Raw genomic sequence first — 16,003 nt, 5'->3', positions numbered from 1 at the left:
GCCCCGGCACCCCCCTCATGGTGCACGCCTCCCTGAGCGGTACCGGCCTGTCCCCCACCCGGGTCCGTGACGCCCTGCTCGACGCCCTCGGGCCGCGCGGCACGCTCGTCGTGCCCGCCTTCACGCCCGAGAACTCGGACACCTCCCGTGCTCACCGGGCCCTCGTCGCGCACCTGAGTGCGGCGGAGGCCGAGGCGTTCCGTGCGTCGATGCCTCCGTTCGTGCCGGACGCCACCCCCTGCCCGTCGATGGGCGCGCTGGCCGAGTGCGTGCGGACCACTGCGGGGGCCGTGCGCAGTGACCACCCGCAGACCTCGCTGGCCGCGATCGGTCCGCGGGCGGGCGAGCTGCTCGCCGGGCACGACCCGCGCTGCCATCTCGGCGAGCGCTCACCGCTCGCCCGGCTGTACGCCGCCGACGCCCAAGTGCTGTTGCTGCGCGTGGGGTTCGAGGTGTGCAGTGCCTTCCATCTCGCCGAGTACCGCATGACCCCGAGACCGCCCCGGCGGCGGTACCGCTGTGTGGTGGGCACCAAGGGAAACTGGTTCACGTACGAGGATCTGACCCTGGACGACAGCGACTTCGCCAAGGCGGGCGCGCGGCTTCCGGAGGAACTCCTCGTACGGCGGGAATGGGCCAAAAAGCCGGTCACGCTTTTCGACATGAGGGCCGCCGTCGACGACGTATGCGATCAACTGTCCAGATATCGCTCCCGGAATGACCTGAATTAAGTGAACCGCCCGGGCCCTCGGTCGGGCACATTGTTCTTCCGGTTCCAGGTGGCTCGGGCCACGGGGTCATCGACGCGCAGGGGGGCGTGTTGGACATACCTGACGGGGAGTGGGGGCAGGCCCCGGCCGCGGGGCAGCCCTATTTCTTCCTCAGTTACGCCCACACCCCGCCCTGGGGGTCGGGCGGCGGCGACCCCGACCACTGGGTGCACCAGCTCTACCGGGACCTGTGCAACCACATCATGGCGCTGACCGACCTGCCCGCCGGTGCCGAAGTCGGCTTCATCGACCGGGAGATGGGCTCCGGCGTGGGCTGGCCGAGGAAGCTCAGCGAGAACCTGGCCCGCTGCCGGGTCTTCGTACCCCTGCTGTCACCGCGCTACTTCACCAGCGAGATGTGCGGCCGGGAACTGTTCGCGTTCAACGAACGCATCCTGCACACCAGGGCCGCCGGCGGACGCGAGGTGTCCGCCATCGTCCCGGCCCTGTGGACGCGCGTCGACTTCCACCAACTGCCGGACTCCATACGTCACATCCACCTCGACCGCACGACCTTCGGCGACCGTTACGCGACCAACGGCTTCTACGGGCTCATCAAGCTCAGCAGACTGCGCGACGAGTACGAGGAGACCGTCCTCACCCTCGCCCAGCGCATCGTCCAGGTGGCCGAGGAGTCACCCCTGCCGCCGGGCCGGCTGCGCGACTACGAGTCCACCCCGAGCGCGTTCCGGCCGCGCGGCGAGGAACCCCGGCACATCCATCTGACGGTGGCAGCCCCCACCCTCGACAGCGTCCCCGCGGACCGGGACTCGCGCCCGTACGGCGAGGACCCCCTGGACTGGAACCCGTACCACTCCGAGTCGACGCGCCCGCTGCCCGCCCTGGCGGAGGAGCTGATCCGCTCGCTGGACTACCGGCCCACGGTCTCCTCCTTCGACGACGAGGACACCGAGGGCCCCCTCACCGCCGACCCCGGAGCGGAGGGCGGCAAGACGGGCCGCCCGCGCATCCTGCTGGTCGACCGCTGGACGCTGATGAACGAGGAACAGCGGCACCGATTAAGGGCGTTCGACGCCCAGGCCCAGCCGTGGGTGAGCGCGGTCGTGCCCTGGAACCGCGCCGACGTGCAGTGTCACAGCGACGAGGCAGAGCGCCTGACCATGGAGTTCGAGCGCACGCTGCCCGTGCTCCTCGAGCGCGGCAGACGCACCGACTGCCGTAGCGCGGTCAACGGCGTCCCCACGCTCAAGGCGTTCACCGACGTGCTGCCCACCGTCGTGGCGCACACCACCCGGCAGTACCTGAAACACGCGGAGGCCCATCCGCCGCCGGGTCCGCTCGTGCCCAGGCCCCGTCTGCTGGGCCCCATCCAGCCGCCGTACCCGGAAGGCGGACCCGACCACGGAGGAGAAGCATGACGGGCCCGCGCGACGGACGTGTCATCACTTTCTATTCCTACAAAGGCGGTACGGGCCGCACCATGGCGCTGGCCAACACCGCCTGGATCCTGGCCGCCAACGGCAAACGGGTCCTCGCCGTCGACTGGGACCTGGAGGCACCGGGGCTGCACCGCTTCTTCCACCCTTTCCTCGACCCCAAGGCGCTGTCCGCGACCCCGGGCGTCATCAACATCATCCAGGACTACGCCTGGGCCGCGACCACCGGAACCCAGCGCCCCGACGACTGGCACCTGCCCTACGCCCAGGTCGAGCAGCACGCCGTGTCCATCCGCCCCGAGCGCTTCGACCTGCACTTCCCCGAGGGCGGCTCCCTGGACTTCCTCTCCGCGGGCCGCCAGGACCGGGCCTACTCGGCGGCGGTCACCTCGTTCGAGTGGGACAACTTCTACGAGCGCCTCGGCGGCGGCACCTTCCTCAGGGCGCTCAGGGCCAGCATGAAGGCGACGTACGACTACGTGCTGATCGACAGCCGCACCGGTCTGTCGGACAACGCCGACATCTGCACCATGGAGATGCCCGACGTCCTGGTGGACTGCTTCACCCTGAGCGACCAGGCGCTGGAGGGCGCGGCGGTCGTCGCCCGCAGTGTCGAGGAGGGCTACCGGCCGCGCCGGATACGGGTGCTGCCGGTGCCGATGCGCATCGACGAGGGCGAGAAGGAGAAGGTCGACGCCGGTCGCGCGCTGGCCCGGATGCGGTTCGAGGGGCTGCCCAAGGGGGCGGACGGCCGGCCGCTGAGCCAGGAGGAACTCAGCGCCTACTGGGGCAGCGTCGAGATCCCGTACCGCCCCTACTACGCCTACGAGGAGACGCTCGCCACCGTCGGCGACGAGAGCGGCATCGCCAACTCGCTGCTGTCCGCCTTCGAGCGGCTCACCGCCGTCATCTCCGACCGCGAGGTCACCTCGCTGCCGCAGATCCCCGAGCCGCTCCGGCTGCGCTGCCGGGACGCGTACCTCAGGCGCCGTCCACTGACCAGCGTGGCCGACGTCGTGGTCGCGTATGCGGCGGAGAAGCGGATGTGGGCCGACTGGGTCGAGCACCTCCTGAAGCGGGCGGGCTGCGAGGTCACGCTGCACGAGATCTCCACCGGCCCGGTCGAGCCGGCGGAGACCACCGCCCACACCGTGGTGCTGCTGTCGAAGACCTTCCAGGAGTCCCGGTACGCCGACTCCGTCTGGCGCGCCATCGGCGAGCGGAGCCCGGACGGCGCCCGCGGTTCGGTGGTGCCGCTGCGCGTCGAGGAGGTCCCGCTCCCGGAGCCGTGCACCGACCTGCACCGGCTCGACGAGACGGAGTGCGTGGCCGCGCTCCAGCGCGCGCTGGAACTCCCTTTGCAGCAGGCGGAGAGCAGCCCGACGGCCCCCCGCTTCCCCGGCATCACCCCCGGCATCTGGAACGCGCCGCAGCGCAACACGACGTTCACCGGCCGGGCCCCGATCATGGACCGGATCCGCACCCAGCTGGGCGAGCTGTCCGGGCCGCCGCAGCCGCAGGCGCTGTTCGGACTGGGCGGCGTGGGCAAGACCCAGCTGGCCATCGAGTACGTGCACCGGTTCATGGCCGACTACGACCTGGTCTGGTGGATGTCCGCCGAGCACACCGACGACGTCGTCGCCTCGCTCGCCGAACTCGCCCCGCTGATAGGCGCGACGGGCACCGAGGAGGACATGACGAAGGCCGGCCAGGAAGCCGTGCAGCGGCTGTCCCGGGGGTTACCGACCAAGCGCTGGATCCTGGTCTTCGACAACGCCGGCGATCCCGCGGAGCTGGCCCGCTACTTCCCCACCGGGGACGGCGGGCACATCCTCGTCACCTCCCGCAACCAGGCCTGGTCCCAGCACGGGGCGTCCCAGCAGATCGACGTCTTCGAGCGCCAGGAGAGCATCGAGCACCTGACCCGGCGCACCGAGGGCGGCCTGACGGCCGAGGACGCCGACCGGGTGGCGGAGGCCGTCGGCGATCTGCCGCTGGCGGTCGAACAGGCGGCGGCCTGGCTGGCCGAGACCGCCACGCCGATCGAGGACTACCTGCGGCAGCTGGCCCGCCAGACCACCGAGGTCCTGGACCTCAACCAGCCGCCCGACTACCCGCGGACGGTCGCGGCGACCTGGAACGTCTCGATCGAACAGCTGGAGAAACGATCACCCGCGGCGGTACGGCTGCTGCAGCTGTGCGCCTTCCTCGCGCCCGAGCCGATCTCCCAGCAACTGCTCTACAGCAAGGAGATGATCACGGCACTCAAGCCGTACGACCCCTCGCTCCAGGAGAGTCTGCTGCTCGGCCGGGTCATCCGGGAGATCGGCCGGTTCGCGCTCGCCAAGGTCGACCAGAAGACCAACAGCCTCCAGGTGCACCGGCTGGTGCAGGCGGTGATCCGCTCCCAGATGCCCGAGGAGAAGCAGCGGGAGGCCCGGCACGCCGTGCACACCGTCCTGGCGGGCACCCGGCCCGACGGCGACGAACCCATAGACGACCCGACCACCTGGCCCCGCTTCGCCGTCATCTGGCCGCACCTGGCCGCCTCCGACGCCCGCAACTGCCGTGAGCCCGACACCCGCAGGCTGCTCATCGACCGGGTCCGCTACCAGTGGAAACGCGGTGACTTCCTGGCCGCGAGGCGCCTCGCGGAGGACCTGCTCCAGGACTGGAAGCCGGTGCTCGGGGAGGACGACGTCTACTATCTCTACCTGCGCTTCCACCTCGCCAACGTGCTGCGCTCGCAAGGGCGTTACGTGGAGGCCCGGGAGATCGGCGAGGACCTGCTGGAGCGCCAGCGCCGGGAGCTGGGCGAGCAGCACCCGCACACCTACGCCACCATGTCCGGGCTCTCCAGCGACCTGGCGGCGCTCGGCGAGTACACCAAGGCGGTCGAGCTGGCCAAGGAGGCGCACGCCGGCTTCAGCGAGATCTTCCACGAGTCGCACCGACGCACCCTCAGCGCGGCCAACAACCTTGCCCTCGCCCTGCAGATGGTGGGCAAATACGGCGAGGCACGCGGCATCAACCAGGACACGCTCGACCGGCGCATGGCCGTCCTCGGTCCCGACCACCCGTACACGCTGGCCTCGGCCGAACGCCTCGGCCGCGACCTGCGGGAGGTCGGGCGGTACGCGGAGTCGGTGTCGATCCTGTCGCGCACGTACGCGGCCCACAAACGGATCCTGACCAAGGAGTTTCCCGGCACCCTGCGCTGCGCCAAGTCCCTGGCGGTGTCGCTGCGCCGCAACGGCCAGCTGGAGGACGCCCGCCGGCTGACCGAGGCGACCCGCAAGCAGTACAAGGACCAGTACACGGCCCCGACCCCCGACTCGCTGGCCTGCGAACTGAACCTGGCGGCGGACCTGTTCGCGGCCGACGAACGGGACCGGGCGCGCGAGGTGGCCAGGGAGGTGCTCGCCGAGTACATGAAGGTGCCGGGCGAGGCCCACCCGTACACCCAGGCGGCGTTGAACAACCTGGGGATCTTCCACTGGGGCTGCGGAGACCTGGACGAGGCGGAGGCGGTGTTCCTGAAGGTGCTGCCCCGTATGGCGGAGGTGCTGGGCGCGCACCATCCGCACGCCGTGTTCGCCAGTGTGAACTACGCCAACGTTCTGTACGACCAGGGCCGTTTCGAGGAGGCACGGGAACGGGACGAGGCGGCGCTGCCGGTGCTGCGCGAGGCCCTCGGCGGCCATCACCCCGAGACCCTCGCCGTGGTCACCAACCTGGGGCTCACCCTGCGGGCCCTGGGCCGCGACAGCGAGGCCCGGGCCCTACGGGAGGAGGCGATGGCGGAACTGCGCCTGCTGCTCGGAGAGGACAACGGCATCACCCTGCTGGCAAGCCGCGAACGACGGATCTACCGGGACCTGGAGCCCCTGTCGGTGTGACCCAGCGCGGGTGCGGCGGCACCGCCGGTCGCCGGGCCCACAACGCCGACACACCGGCCCCACGGGGGGGTGACGGCACCCCGCCGGTCGGCTCACCGGCCTGGGCATGGGCCCGGCGGGGCAATGCACCCGTGTAGCCGCGCGCCCGTACGCGAACACGCACGGCGTGGCGGCCCACCGGCCCGGCAGCGTTCCGCGCGGGAACGCACCCGGCCGGGCAACACACCCGCAGGGGCCAACAACCACCCTCAGTGCGTCCGCGCGGGCATGCGCCCGAGGAGCCCCCCCCGGGGCATGCGCCACGCGTGGCAATGCACCCATGTAGCCGCGCCCCCCGTCAGCAGACCCGCGCGAACACGCACCCGGCGGGGCAATGCACCCGTGTGACCGTGCCCCCTCCGCCCCCCGCCCGCCATGTGCGGCGTGACGGCCCGCCCGTCAGCGCACCCGCAGGGGCACGCACTCGGCCGGGCAACACACCCGCGTACGCCCACGTACCCACCCTCAGCGCACCCGGGCAGGCATGCATCCACGCCCCCGCCCTCAGCGCGTTCGGGTGTCGGTGAGGAGCCAGTCCAGGACGGCCGGCAGGGCTCTCAGTGCGGCGAAGTGGGCCGATGTGGGTTCCAGGACGGCCGTGGCGCGGGGGATGCGGTCGGCGAGCCAGGAGGCGTGGGAGGCCGGGGAGAAGACGTCGTCCTTGCCGTGCCACAGCAGCACCGGCACCTTGATCCGCGCCGGGTCGAAACCCCAGGACGCGGTCAGGGCGAGGGCGTCGTCGATCCAGCCGTACGGTGAAGTGCGCAGCGCCTCGCGGTAGTTGCGCAGCAGCATCGAGCGGATGGTGTTGTCCGAGACGATCAGCCGGTCGTCGGCGGTGAGGTCCTCGCGCAGTTCCTCCAGCAGGCGCGCGGGGTCGCTGCGGATGGCGGCGGAGCGCGGGATGATCCCGGCGGCGAAACGCTCGGGGTCGGTGGCGGCCGCGCTCAGGGCGGCGACGTTGGACGGCGCCATTCCGGCGTACCAGTCCAGTCCCTCGGCGTCGCGCGGTGCCCAGCCCACCATCGCCGCCGCCCTGGTGACCCGGTCGGGCAGCAGCGCGGCGCAGGCCAGGGCGTGCGGGGCGCCGGCGGACCGGCCGGCGACCGCGAACCGGTCCAGCTCAAGGGCGTCGGCGACGTCCGCGACGTCCTGGGCCACGTCCGCCACCCGGCGGCGCGGCATGCGGTCCGAACCGCCGTACCCCGGCCGGTCGTAGCTGATGAGACGCGCGCCGCGCTGGTGGAGGAACATCGAGCGGGGTTTGGGTCCCACCCGGCTGCCCGGCATGCCGTGCAGGAGGAACACGGGGCGTCCGTGCGGATCCCCCGAGACCTCCACCCGTAACCGTCGTCCGTCCGCCGTACACACTTGGTCGGGCACCGTCGCGCTCCCCCCCACCAGAGGCCTTGACCGGGCCACGCTGCCCGAACCCTGCCCACGCGGGCGTACGGCGAAACGAAATCGCAGGTCAAGGGAGGGGTGGGGGCGACAGGACCGGCGCAGTTCGGCCATTGCGGTGACCGTGGTGCGCGGGCCGTCAGAAGGCGAACCAGCAGCGGACCGTCGTGCCGTCCGGACCGGTGTGCACCCGCACCAGGTCGGCGACGAGGTTGACCATGAGGAGGCCGCGGCCGCCGAGCTGGTCCCGGGCGGGCGGCCGGCGCCCGGCCAGCGGGTCGGTGAGGTGTCCCCGGTCACGGACCTCGCACACCACGTGCCCGTCCTCGGCCCACACCCGCAGCAGACCCGAACCGCCGCCGTGCACCACGCTGTTGGTGGTCAGCTCGGCGACGGCCAGCGCCAGGTCGTCGAGCCGGGGCCGCACGAGCCCGAACCGCTCGGCGGCGTCGGACGCGAAGTGCCGGATCTCGCCGAGCACATCGGAGACGAAGGCGTGGGCGGCCGCGTCCGGGGCCGGGGGCAGCGGGGCGTTGTAGCGGGCGTGCACGCCCTCTAAGTCGTACCGCCCGCTCTCCTCCCGGCGCCCGGAGCCGGCGTCGAGGACCACGGGGTGGGTGGCGTGGGCGTCGGCGACGACCTGCGGATCCAGGCGCCGGGTGTCGTACGGGCACAGGATGGTGACCGCACGGCCCTGGAAGGCGGCGTTGATCAGCGCCTCGTGCTGGACGCACGCGGGGTACTCGGTGGCCGAGCGGCCGGCCCAGATCGGTTCGCCGACGATCCGCACCCGGGTGCCGGGCGGCTGGGCGTCGGCGAAGGCGCGCAGCACCCCCGGGATGATCCGGCCGGGGTTGCGCCCGGCCTCGCGCATGTCGAGGAACCGTACGGCCTTCTCGGCGCCGATCTCCGCCTTCAGCAGCCGCAGGTTCTCGGTCGGCACGGCCACGGCCACAGGTTCCCCGGCGTCGAGCGCCTCGTGCACGAACGGCACGACCGCGGCCAGGTACTCCCGCTCGTCGCGGTAGAAGAGCGCCGGATGCACGAACGGATCCGCGGCTTCGGCCACGGCGTTCACAGCGGCCGCACCGGGTTGCCGCCCGCCCGAGGGCGACGGCGCCGTGGTGCCTCGTACCCAGTCCTCACGCCGACTCCCCACTGCTGAACCCACTCCGTACCCTCCGATACGTCTCCCCTCCCGAAACGTCTCGTGTCGATACCTGGTCCAGACCGCGTTTACCCCCGGAGTGCGCCCCCACGCCCCGGCGGGCCGGGTGTACTCCCCGACCCGCCGGGCAGGCGCATCCCAGCACCGCCGGATCCCGCACCGCCACACCCACGGCCGGGGCCGGGATCCAGGCGGCGATCGGTGACTCAACGTCGTGACGACTGTGGGGAGCAGCGAGGCGGACATGAGCTCAGCCACACACACATCGCTCGCAGGACGGCTGGACACCCTGGCCATCGACAGCAGCGTGGAGGGGGGCAGGGCCGTGCTCGTCCCCCGCGGCGATCTGATCCACGGCTGCGCGGACACCCTGGCCAGGACCCTGGCCGGGCTGCCGGACGACACCGACCGGGTCGACCTGGACATGACCGGCGTGACCTTCATGGACACGACGGGACTGCAGTTCCTGGAGGTCCTCGACACCTACGCCCGCCGCCGTGGCACACGGGTGTCGGCGACCGGCTGGAACGACCAGCCGCGCCGCGTCCTGGAGATGGCCGGTCTGGATCCCGACGATCCGCTGCACGGCCCCGCAACGCGCCGCGAGCCGGTGCCCTCCACGGTGGTCCTGGAGCGCACCCGGCAGCTGGACCGGCTGCGCACGGAGGTCGAGCAGCTCCGGCAGGCGATCCTCACCCGCCCGGTCATCGACCAGGCGCGCGGGGTCCTGATGGCCACCCACGCCTGTTCCCCGGACGAGGCGTGGAACGTCCTGCGGGAGGCGTCACAGCTCTCCAACACCAAGCTGCGCAAGGTCGCCGCGGTGGTCACGGCCGGCGCCGGGGGCGGTGGCCCGCAGCCTCCGCCCGAGCTGCGCGAGGCGCTGCGGAGGGCGATCGACCGCTGTCTGAACTGACCGGCGGCCGGGTCCGGAGCGCCGGGTCCCGAGCGGCGTCAGTACGGCAGCAGGCGTCCCGAGGGGGTCCGGCGGTCGATCTCGGGCTGCCGGGTGTCACGGGAGGACGAGGGTTGACGGGTGACGCGAACGCGGATCTGGCGGTTCATGGCGCCCTCCTCGGGCCTGGATTCATGTTCCCCGACACGGACCAGCCTCGTCTGCGAGACCCGCCCGCACATCGTGCCCACGGAGGCACCTGCCCTGCCTCTCCGGGACGACCGCACCGCCTTCCGCTACTCCCGGGGGAGGACAACTACCCCTGAGAAGGCCCGATCACGCCTTGTCCGGCAGGAAGCGCAGGAACACCGGGCCGCGCACGAGGCGCACACTGGAGGGACGCGGCGCCCGGAAGCCGGTTCGCGCGAGGGCCTGCCGGGGGAGCCCGGGCCGCCAGGGACGCCAGGAGGGGCCATGCGCACAGGCACAGCTCCGGACCGGCCCGCGCCCCGAGCGGCGCGGGGGCCCGGTGTCCCACGGTGGCTCGCCGCCGTCCGACTGCTCGCCGCCGTACGGCAGTTCTCGGCCGTACGGCAGTTCTCCGCCGTAGGGGCACGCCTGGGCCCGCTTCTGCGCCCCCGTCGGCGCCCCGCCCCCGTCGGCCCCTCGCGCCCCGACCAGTTGCGGGCGCTCGTCGCCGTGCTGGACGAGGCGGTGGCCGCGCAGAGTCCGGCCGACGAGGCGGTGGCCGCGTGCGGCGAGCCGGGCCCGGTATCACGGGGGACGGCACGCGACTGCGGGCTGCAGAGCATCACCGTGCACCGGCTGCGCACCCGCCTCCAGGACCTGCGCACCACCGACCCGGACCTGGTGGCCGCACAGGCCCGCGCGGCCCGGCTGCTCGCCTACGACCTGTGGATGCTGCGCGCCTCGATGAACCTGGCCTTCACCGTCCGCCCCGTCGACCGCACCGAGACGGCCCGCCTGCGCCTCAACGGCCTGGGCCGCCCCGCGGACGACCTGCGGCGACTGCGCGACACCCTGCGCGCGGAGCTCCGGGACGGTTAGGGCCCTCTTTCGGTAAACCCGGTCAAGACTTCCCAATGAACGCTTGTGAGTGTGTGGGGCGGCGCCGATCATTGGCCGAATTCCGCCTGTCCCGCTCATCCGCAGGAGCCCCCGGTGACCGCTGGCCCCATCACCTCAGAGCCGGCCGACGCGCCGTCGGCAGCCCGGTCGGAACGCGAGAAGCTGCGCAAGCACTTCGGCCGCTTCGACATCCTGTTCTTCCTGCTGTGCACGATCGTCGGCGTGGACACCATCGGCACGGTGGCCTCCTCCGGCGCGGAGGCGTTCACCTGGCTCATCGTGCTGGCCGCCGTGTTCTTCGTCCCCTCGGCCCTGCTGACCGCCGAACTCGGCGCCGCGTTCCCCGACGAGGGCGGCCCCTACATCTGGACCAGCCGGGCCTTCGGCCGCCTGGCCGGCGCGGTCAACAACTTCCTCTACTGGATCACCAATCCGGTCTGGCTCGGCGGCACCCTCTCCGTCTCCGCCGTCACGGCGTACACGACCTTCTTCCACGACGGCAAGGACCTGAGCACCCCGGCCTTCTACGTCTTCACGCTCGCCTTCGTGTGGATCGGGGTCCTCGCCGCGATCCTCTCCTTCGACGTCGGCAAGTGGATCCCCACCATCGGCGCGTGGAGCCGCTTCCTCCTGCTGGGCCTGTTCACCGCCACGGTCGTCGTCTACGGCGTCCGGCACGGCCTGCACGGATTCGGACTCGGTGACTTCTCCCCGACGTACGCGGGCTTCGTCGCCCTGGTGCCCGTCCTGATGTTCAACTACGTCGGCTTCGAACTGCCCAGCACGGCGGGCGACGAGATGACCGACGCCCAGAAGGACGTGCCGTACGCCGTCTTCCGCAGCGCCGCCCTCTCCGTACTCCTGTACGCCCTGCCGATCCTCGGCATCCTGCTCGTGCTGCCCGTCAAGGCGATCACCGGTCTCGGTGGCTTCATCGACGCCATCCGCCAGGTCTTCACGGTCTACGGCGGCCATGTCGCCGGCGACGGCACCGCCACCCTCAGCGGCGCCGGCAGCGCGCTCGGGGACCTGGCCGCGATCCTGTTCATCCTCACGGTGCTCTCCTCGGGTGTGACCTGGGTGATGGGCTCCGACCGCGCCCTCGCCGTCTCCGGCTACGACGGCGCGGCCCCCCGCTTCCTGGGGGTCATTTCCAGCCGCTTCGGCACCCCGGTCCGCGTCAACATCCTCAGCGGTCTGGTCTCCACGGCCGTGCTGGTCCTGGCCCACGAACTCACCTCGGGCAGCGCGGCGAAGCTCTTCGGCGCGGTCCTGGGCCTGGCGATCTCCACCACCCTGGTCAGCTACCTGGGCATCTTCCCGGCGCTCGCGGTACTGCGGTACAAGGCCCCGGGCGTGCCCCGCCCGTACAAAGCACCCGCGCCCCTCGCCATCAGCGTGGTCCTCACCGCACTCGTCCTCTTCGCGAGTGTGCAGCTGGTCGCGCCGGGCCTCGGCGACCACTGGTTCGGCGAGGGTTACGCACCGGACGGCTGGCATCACGGCGAGCGGGTGAAGTACCTCCTCACCGAGGCGCTCCCGCTGCTCGGGTTCATGCTCCTCGGCGTCCTGTTCTGGGCGCTGGGCAGGCCGACGCGCAGGGCGGCGACGGGCGCGTAGCCGCCTGTTCCGCACCGGCTGTCAGTGCGGGTCCAGGCGGGTGGCGAGGTCCTGGGCGGTGGCGCCGGTGAGCTCTCCGATGGCGGGCCCGACGATCTCGAGACGGCCCCCGGTGATCGAGGCGCTTACGTAGGGCATGCCCCAGAGCTTGCCGTCGATGACGATGGCGATCCCGTTGCGCGGAAACGAGGCCGGCGCGATGGAGCCGGTGAGGGCGGCGAAGCGGGCCCGGTCGGTGGAGTCGAGGGTCACCTCGACCTGCCAGGTACCGTCCACGCCGCTCTTGTCGGCCTTCGCGGAGGCGACCTGAATGTCCGTCATGCCCTTGGCCCGGTCGGCCTGGACGCAGTACGGCGGGTGATTCGCGCTCGCCTGCACGGGGTAGCCGCCGCTGCCCTGCTTGCAGGCCTGCTCGGTGGCTGAGGTGATCGGCAGGAGGGAGAGCAGGGCCGTCTTCCCGGTGTTCCCGGTGCTGTCGCCCCCCGCGGGCCGGATCACGTTCGCGCGCGGGGGCGCGTCGTCCGCGACGGCCACCCAGGCGGTGGCCACCGCCGCGGCTGCGACGATGCCGACCCCGGCGCGGGCCAGCCGCTGACGGCGCCGGGCGATCCGCAGCGCGCCGTCGGCGAGGCCGGCCAGCTGGACACCGGCGTCAGCGCCGTTCTCCCGGACATGGGCGTGCAGGGCGTCGTGCAGCGGGTGTTCGGTCGAGTCGTTCATGCGACGAAGCCCCCTTCCGGAGGCGGTGGAGGAGGAGGCGGCCGACGGCCCCGCCTCGGCCAGGGCGGCACGGAGAGAGGCGAGGGCCTTGTGGGTCTGGCTGCGGACCGTCCCCTGGGCGACCCCCAGAATCGTGGCGATCTCCGCGTCCGGCCGGTCCTCGAAGTAGCGCAGCACCACCACCGCGCGCTGGCGCTTGGGCAGCCGCCGCAGCGCGGCCATGATGTCCTGCCGCTGGACCACGGTCTCGGCCCAGTCGGTGCCCTGCGCGGACGGCCGGTCCGGCACGGTGTCGGTGACCGTCTCCCGTCCCCAGCTGAGCAGCCGGAAGCGGTCCACCTGGGCGTGGTAGAGCGCCCGGCGCACATAGATCTCCGGCTGCTCCCGGTCGCGCAGCTTCGACCAGCGCCGAGCGGTCGCGGCAAGCGCGGTCTGGAGCAGATCCCGGCCCTGTTCCCAGTCGCCGGTGAGCAGGTAGGCCGTGTGCAGCAGCGATCTCGACCGCGCCGCCACGAACTCGCGGAACTGGCGTTCCTCGTCGGCGTTCAATGCGCCCTCCCTCGTTCCCCCGTAGAGACGGGTGCGGAGGGAGGTTCGACTGCCTTAGCCGTCCAACTTTTTCGGCCCCCGTCCGGTCCGGACGACGGGGACTCGTGGGACGGGGTTGTGCAAAACGTTTTGGATTTTTAGCGTCCGGTTCAACGGGGCGCGTGGCCGGCCCGGCGGGGTCACCCGACCCGGAGTCCTCCCAGGGATACGTTCTAGCCGACGCTGAGCACCATGCCGGGTTTCAGCTTCGCGTACAGCCACTTGGCCTCGGCCGTCCGCAGCCCGATCCAGCCCTGCGTGGCATCGCTCCTGCCGGGCGCCTTCTCGTTCCAGTTGAGAGCGACGACGTAGTTCGTACGCCCGTCGGCCGTGCGCAGTTCGACGACCCACGGCAGCGTGATCTCGTATCCGTCCCCTTTGCCGAGGCCGAGCGCCGCGCTGTCCATGGTCTTCGTGGGGAACTTGGCCGTCACGGTCATCAGCCCGGTCGGCGTGGGGTGCCGGGCGGTGCCCGACGAGACGGCGAGCTCGCGGCCGGCGATGGTCAGCAGCCGCCGGGAGAGGTCGACCGTGGCGGCGGGCCGGGGCGAGGGCGTGGCCGAAGCCGCCGTGGCCGGACGCTGCTCGGTGCCGCCGCCGAGGCCGGTGGTGAAGGCGAGGACGACCGCTGCCACGGCGGCGGCGACGGCGGTTCCGGCCAGGGCCCCGTGCCGTCGACGCCTGCGCCGGGTCGCACGGCGACGGATCTCGGTGCCGGAGACCTGCGGGGGCGTCTGGTGGGCGTCGGCGACGTCCCGCAGCGCGGTGGTGAGGTCGCGGTCATCGGACACGGCCGTCCTCCTTCTCCACCAGGTGCCCGGCGAGCGCCGCCCGGCCGCGCGCCAGCCGGGCCTTGACCGTCCCGGCGGGGGCGCCGGTTTCGGAGGCTACCTGCTCGACGCTCAGGTCGCACAGGTGGTGCAGCACGATCGCGATCCGCTGCGCGTCGGGCAGTTGCCGCAACGCCTCGACCAGCGCGGCGTGTTCCGGCCCGGGCCCGGGCATGTGCGCCTCCGGCGGGGTACGCCGTACGAGCTCCAGCCAGCGCCGCGCCCGACGCCAGCGGCTCACGGCCAGCCGGGTGGCCACCGTACGGATCCACGCCTCCGGCGCCTGGTCGGCGAGGAAGTCGCCGCGCCGGTCCCAGGCGCGTACGAACGCCTCCTGCACGACGTCCTGCGCCTCGCCGTGGTCACCGGTCATCGCGAACAACTGGCCCACGAGCCGCGGGAACGCCGACGCGTAGAACACGTCGAACTCGTCCTCCGTCATGTCCCGCAGCCCCCGAAAGATTCCCGCCGTCGCATGCAACCCGACCTGACCCGCCGTGCGTACAGGTCGCGTACATCGAAGCACAACGAGGGGGAGACCCGATGACCACGGGGACCACAGGGATCACAGGGGCCAGGATTCGTCGCGCGGCCCGGGCCTGGACGGCGGCGGCCGCCTGCGCGCTCGCGCTCGCGGCCTGCGCGAGACCGGTGGCGGGCGTGAGCCCGGCGCCGGCCACCTCCACACCGGCGCCACCGTCCGCCCGTACGGCCACGCCGGCACCCGCACCGGAGCCCGCGGCTCTCAAGGGCATGCACGTCAACATCGCCGACGGCCGGACGGTCGGCGTCGGCATGCCGATATCGCTCACCTTCGACCGTCCCGTCCCGAGCGCAGAACGGGCCGCCGTGGAACGGTCCTTGACCGTGACCACCGCCCCGCGGGTCACGGGCGCCTGGAGCTGGATCAAGGACCGCAACCTCCTGGACGGCCAGCGCCTCGACTACCGTCCCCGCGCCCCCTGGGCCCCCGGCACCGCCGTCACCCTCCGAGCGGGCTCGGCCGCTGCCCGCCACTTCACGATCGGCCGTTCACTGGTCGCCACCGTGGACGTCGCCGCCCACACCATGACCGTGGTCAAGGACGGCGTCACCCGCCGCGTCCCCATCACCGCGGGCGCCCCGGGAATGGACACCTGGAACGGCACCATGGTCGTCGCCGACAAACAGCGCCGCGTCTTCATGGACTCGCGCACCGTCGGCTACGGCGACGCCTACCAGGGCTACTACAGCTACGCCGTCCACCTCACCACCTCCGGCACCTACCTCCACGAGAATCCCAAGGCCGACCGCTACGCCGGCCTCCAGAACGTCACCCACGGCTGCGTCGGTCTCGCCACCGACGGCACCGCCCGGCGGTTCTTCGACGAGGTCATCCCCGGGGACATCGTCCGCGTCGTCCACTCCGAGGACACTGTCGCCCCCGGCAACGGCTACGGCGACTGGAACATCCCCTGGGACCAGTGGCTCGCGGGCAGTTCGTCGCGCCGGTCCTGAAACCGGGAGCCGGACGAACCCGGCGAACCCACCGGAGCCGCCCGAGCACCGAAGCGCCGCCGGCCTCGCCCTGAAGCGAAGCGCGGCGGC

At 72.2% G+C, this 16,003-nt stretch carries 12 protein-coding genes; 7 read left to right on the top strand and 5 right to left on the bottom strand.

Annotated features, from left to right (window positions below; genetic code table 11):
* Positions 1–17 precede the first annotated feature (17 nt).
* The 3 genes from ACZ39I_RS02475 (at position 18) to fxsT (ending at position 6,066) form a co-directional block, all read left to right on the top strand.
* Positions 18–731, top strand: coding sequence for an AAC(3) family N-acetyltransferase (locus ACZ39I_RS02475; RefSeq protein ID WP_467243298.1), 714 nt, complete (start codon positions 18–20; stop codon positions 729–731).
* A gap of 89 nt (positions 732–820) precedes the next feature.
* Complete coding sequence (locus ACZ39I_RS02470; protein WP_467241985.1) at positions 821–2,149, top strand: TIR-like protein FxsC; 1,329 nt, start codon at positions 821–823, stop codon at positions 2,147–2,149.
* A complete protein-coding gene (fxsT, locus tag ACZ39I_RS02465) occupies positions 2,146–6,066 on the top strand; it encodes an FxSxx-COOH system tetratricopeptide repeat protein (RefSeq protein ID WP_467241983.1) in 3,921 nt (1,306 codons plus the stop codon). Before ACZ39I_RS02470 ends, fxsT begins: the two co-directional genes overlap by 4 nt.
* A gap of 543 nt (positions 6,067–6,609) precedes the next feature.
* Here the strand turns inward: fxsT and ACZ39I_RS02460 are convergent.
* Both ACZ39I_RS02460 and ACZ39I_RS02455 read right to left on the bottom strand, forming a co-directional pair.
* Complete coding sequence (locus ACZ39I_RS02460; RefSeq protein WP_467241980.1) at positions 6,610–7,488, bottom strand: alpha/beta fold hydrolase; 879 nt, start codon at positions 7,486–7,488, stop codon at positions 6,610–6,612.
* Positions 7,489–7,645: 157 nt separating this feature from the next.
* Positions 7,646–8,575: an anti-sigma factor RsbA family regulatory protein gene (locus ACZ39I_RS02455; protein ID WP_467241977.1), complete on the bottom strand. Its 930-nt coding sequence runs from the start codon at positions 8,573–8,575 to the stop codon at positions 7,646–7,648.
* A 343-nt stretch (positions 8,576–8,918) separates the two neighbouring features.
* Between ACZ39I_RS02455 and ACZ39I_RS02450 the strand changes: the two genes are divergently transcribed.
* From ACZ39I_RS02450 to ACZ39I_RS02440, 3 genes are all read left to right on the top strand, one after another.
* Positions 8,919–9,590, top strand: a complete 672-nt coding sequence (locus ACZ39I_RS02450) for an STAS domain-containing protein (protein WP_467241973.1) — start codon at positions 8,919–8,921, stop codon at positions 9,588–9,590.
* Between the two features lie 453 nt (positions 9,591–10,043).
* Positions 10,044–10,637 carry a hypothetical protein gene (locus ACZ39I_RS02445; protein ID WP_467241971.1) on the top strand — a complete coding sequence of 198 codons (594 nt, stop codon included), beginning with the start codon at positions 10,044–10,046 and terminating at the stop codon, positions 10,635–10,637.
* 114 nt (positions 10,638–10,751) lie between these two features.
* Positions 10,752–12,278 carry an APC family permease gene (locus ACZ39I_RS02440; RefSeq protein ID WP_467241969.1) on the top strand — a complete coding sequence of 509 codons (1,527 nt, stop codon included), beginning with the start codon at positions 10,752–10,754 and terminating at the stop codon, positions 12,276–12,278.
* A gap of 21 nt (positions 12,279–12,299) precedes the next feature.
* On the opposite strand, the gene ACZ39I_RS02435 is transcribed toward ACZ39I_RS02440, so the two are convergent.
* The 3 genes from ACZ39I_RS02435 to ACZ39I_RS02425 form a co-directional block, all read right to left on the bottom strand.
* The gene (locus ACZ39I_RS02435; protein WP_467241965.1) at positions 12,300–13,547 is read right to left on the bottom strand and encodes a SigE family RNA polymerase sigma factor; all 1,248 of its coding nucleotides are present in this window, start codon (positions 13,545–13,547) and stop codon (positions 12,300–12,302) included.
* A 212-nt stretch (positions 13,548–13,759) separates the two neighbouring features.
* A complete protein-coding gene (locus ACZ39I_RS02430) occupies positions 13,760–14,377 on the bottom strand; it encodes a L,D-transpeptidase (protein WP_467241963.1) in 618 nt (205 codons plus the stop codon).
* Complete coding sequence (locus tag ACZ39I_RS02425; protein ID WP_467241960.1) at positions 14,367–14,858, bottom strand: SigE family RNA polymerase sigma factor; 492 nt, start codon at positions 14,856–14,858, stop codon at positions 14,367–14,369. Before ACZ39I_RS02425 ends, ACZ39I_RS02430 begins: the two co-directional genes overlap by 11 nt.
* A gap of 101 nt (positions 14,859–14,959) precedes the next feature.
* Here ACZ39I_RS02425 and ACZ39I_RS02420 point away from each other — a divergent pair, with 101 nt between their 5' ends.
* Positions 14,960–15,913 carry a L,D-transpeptidase gene (locus ACZ39I_RS02420; RefSeq protein ID WP_467241957.1) on the top strand — a complete coding sequence of 318 codons (954 nt, stop codon included), beginning with the start codon at positions 14,960–14,962 and terminating at the stop codon, positions 15,911–15,913.
* Positions 15,914–16,003 lie beyond the last annotated feature (90 nt).

This window comes from Streptomyces sp. NPDC024687 (assembly GCF_055559055.1).
This window is presented reverse-complemented; position numbering and strand designations above follow the sequence as displayed.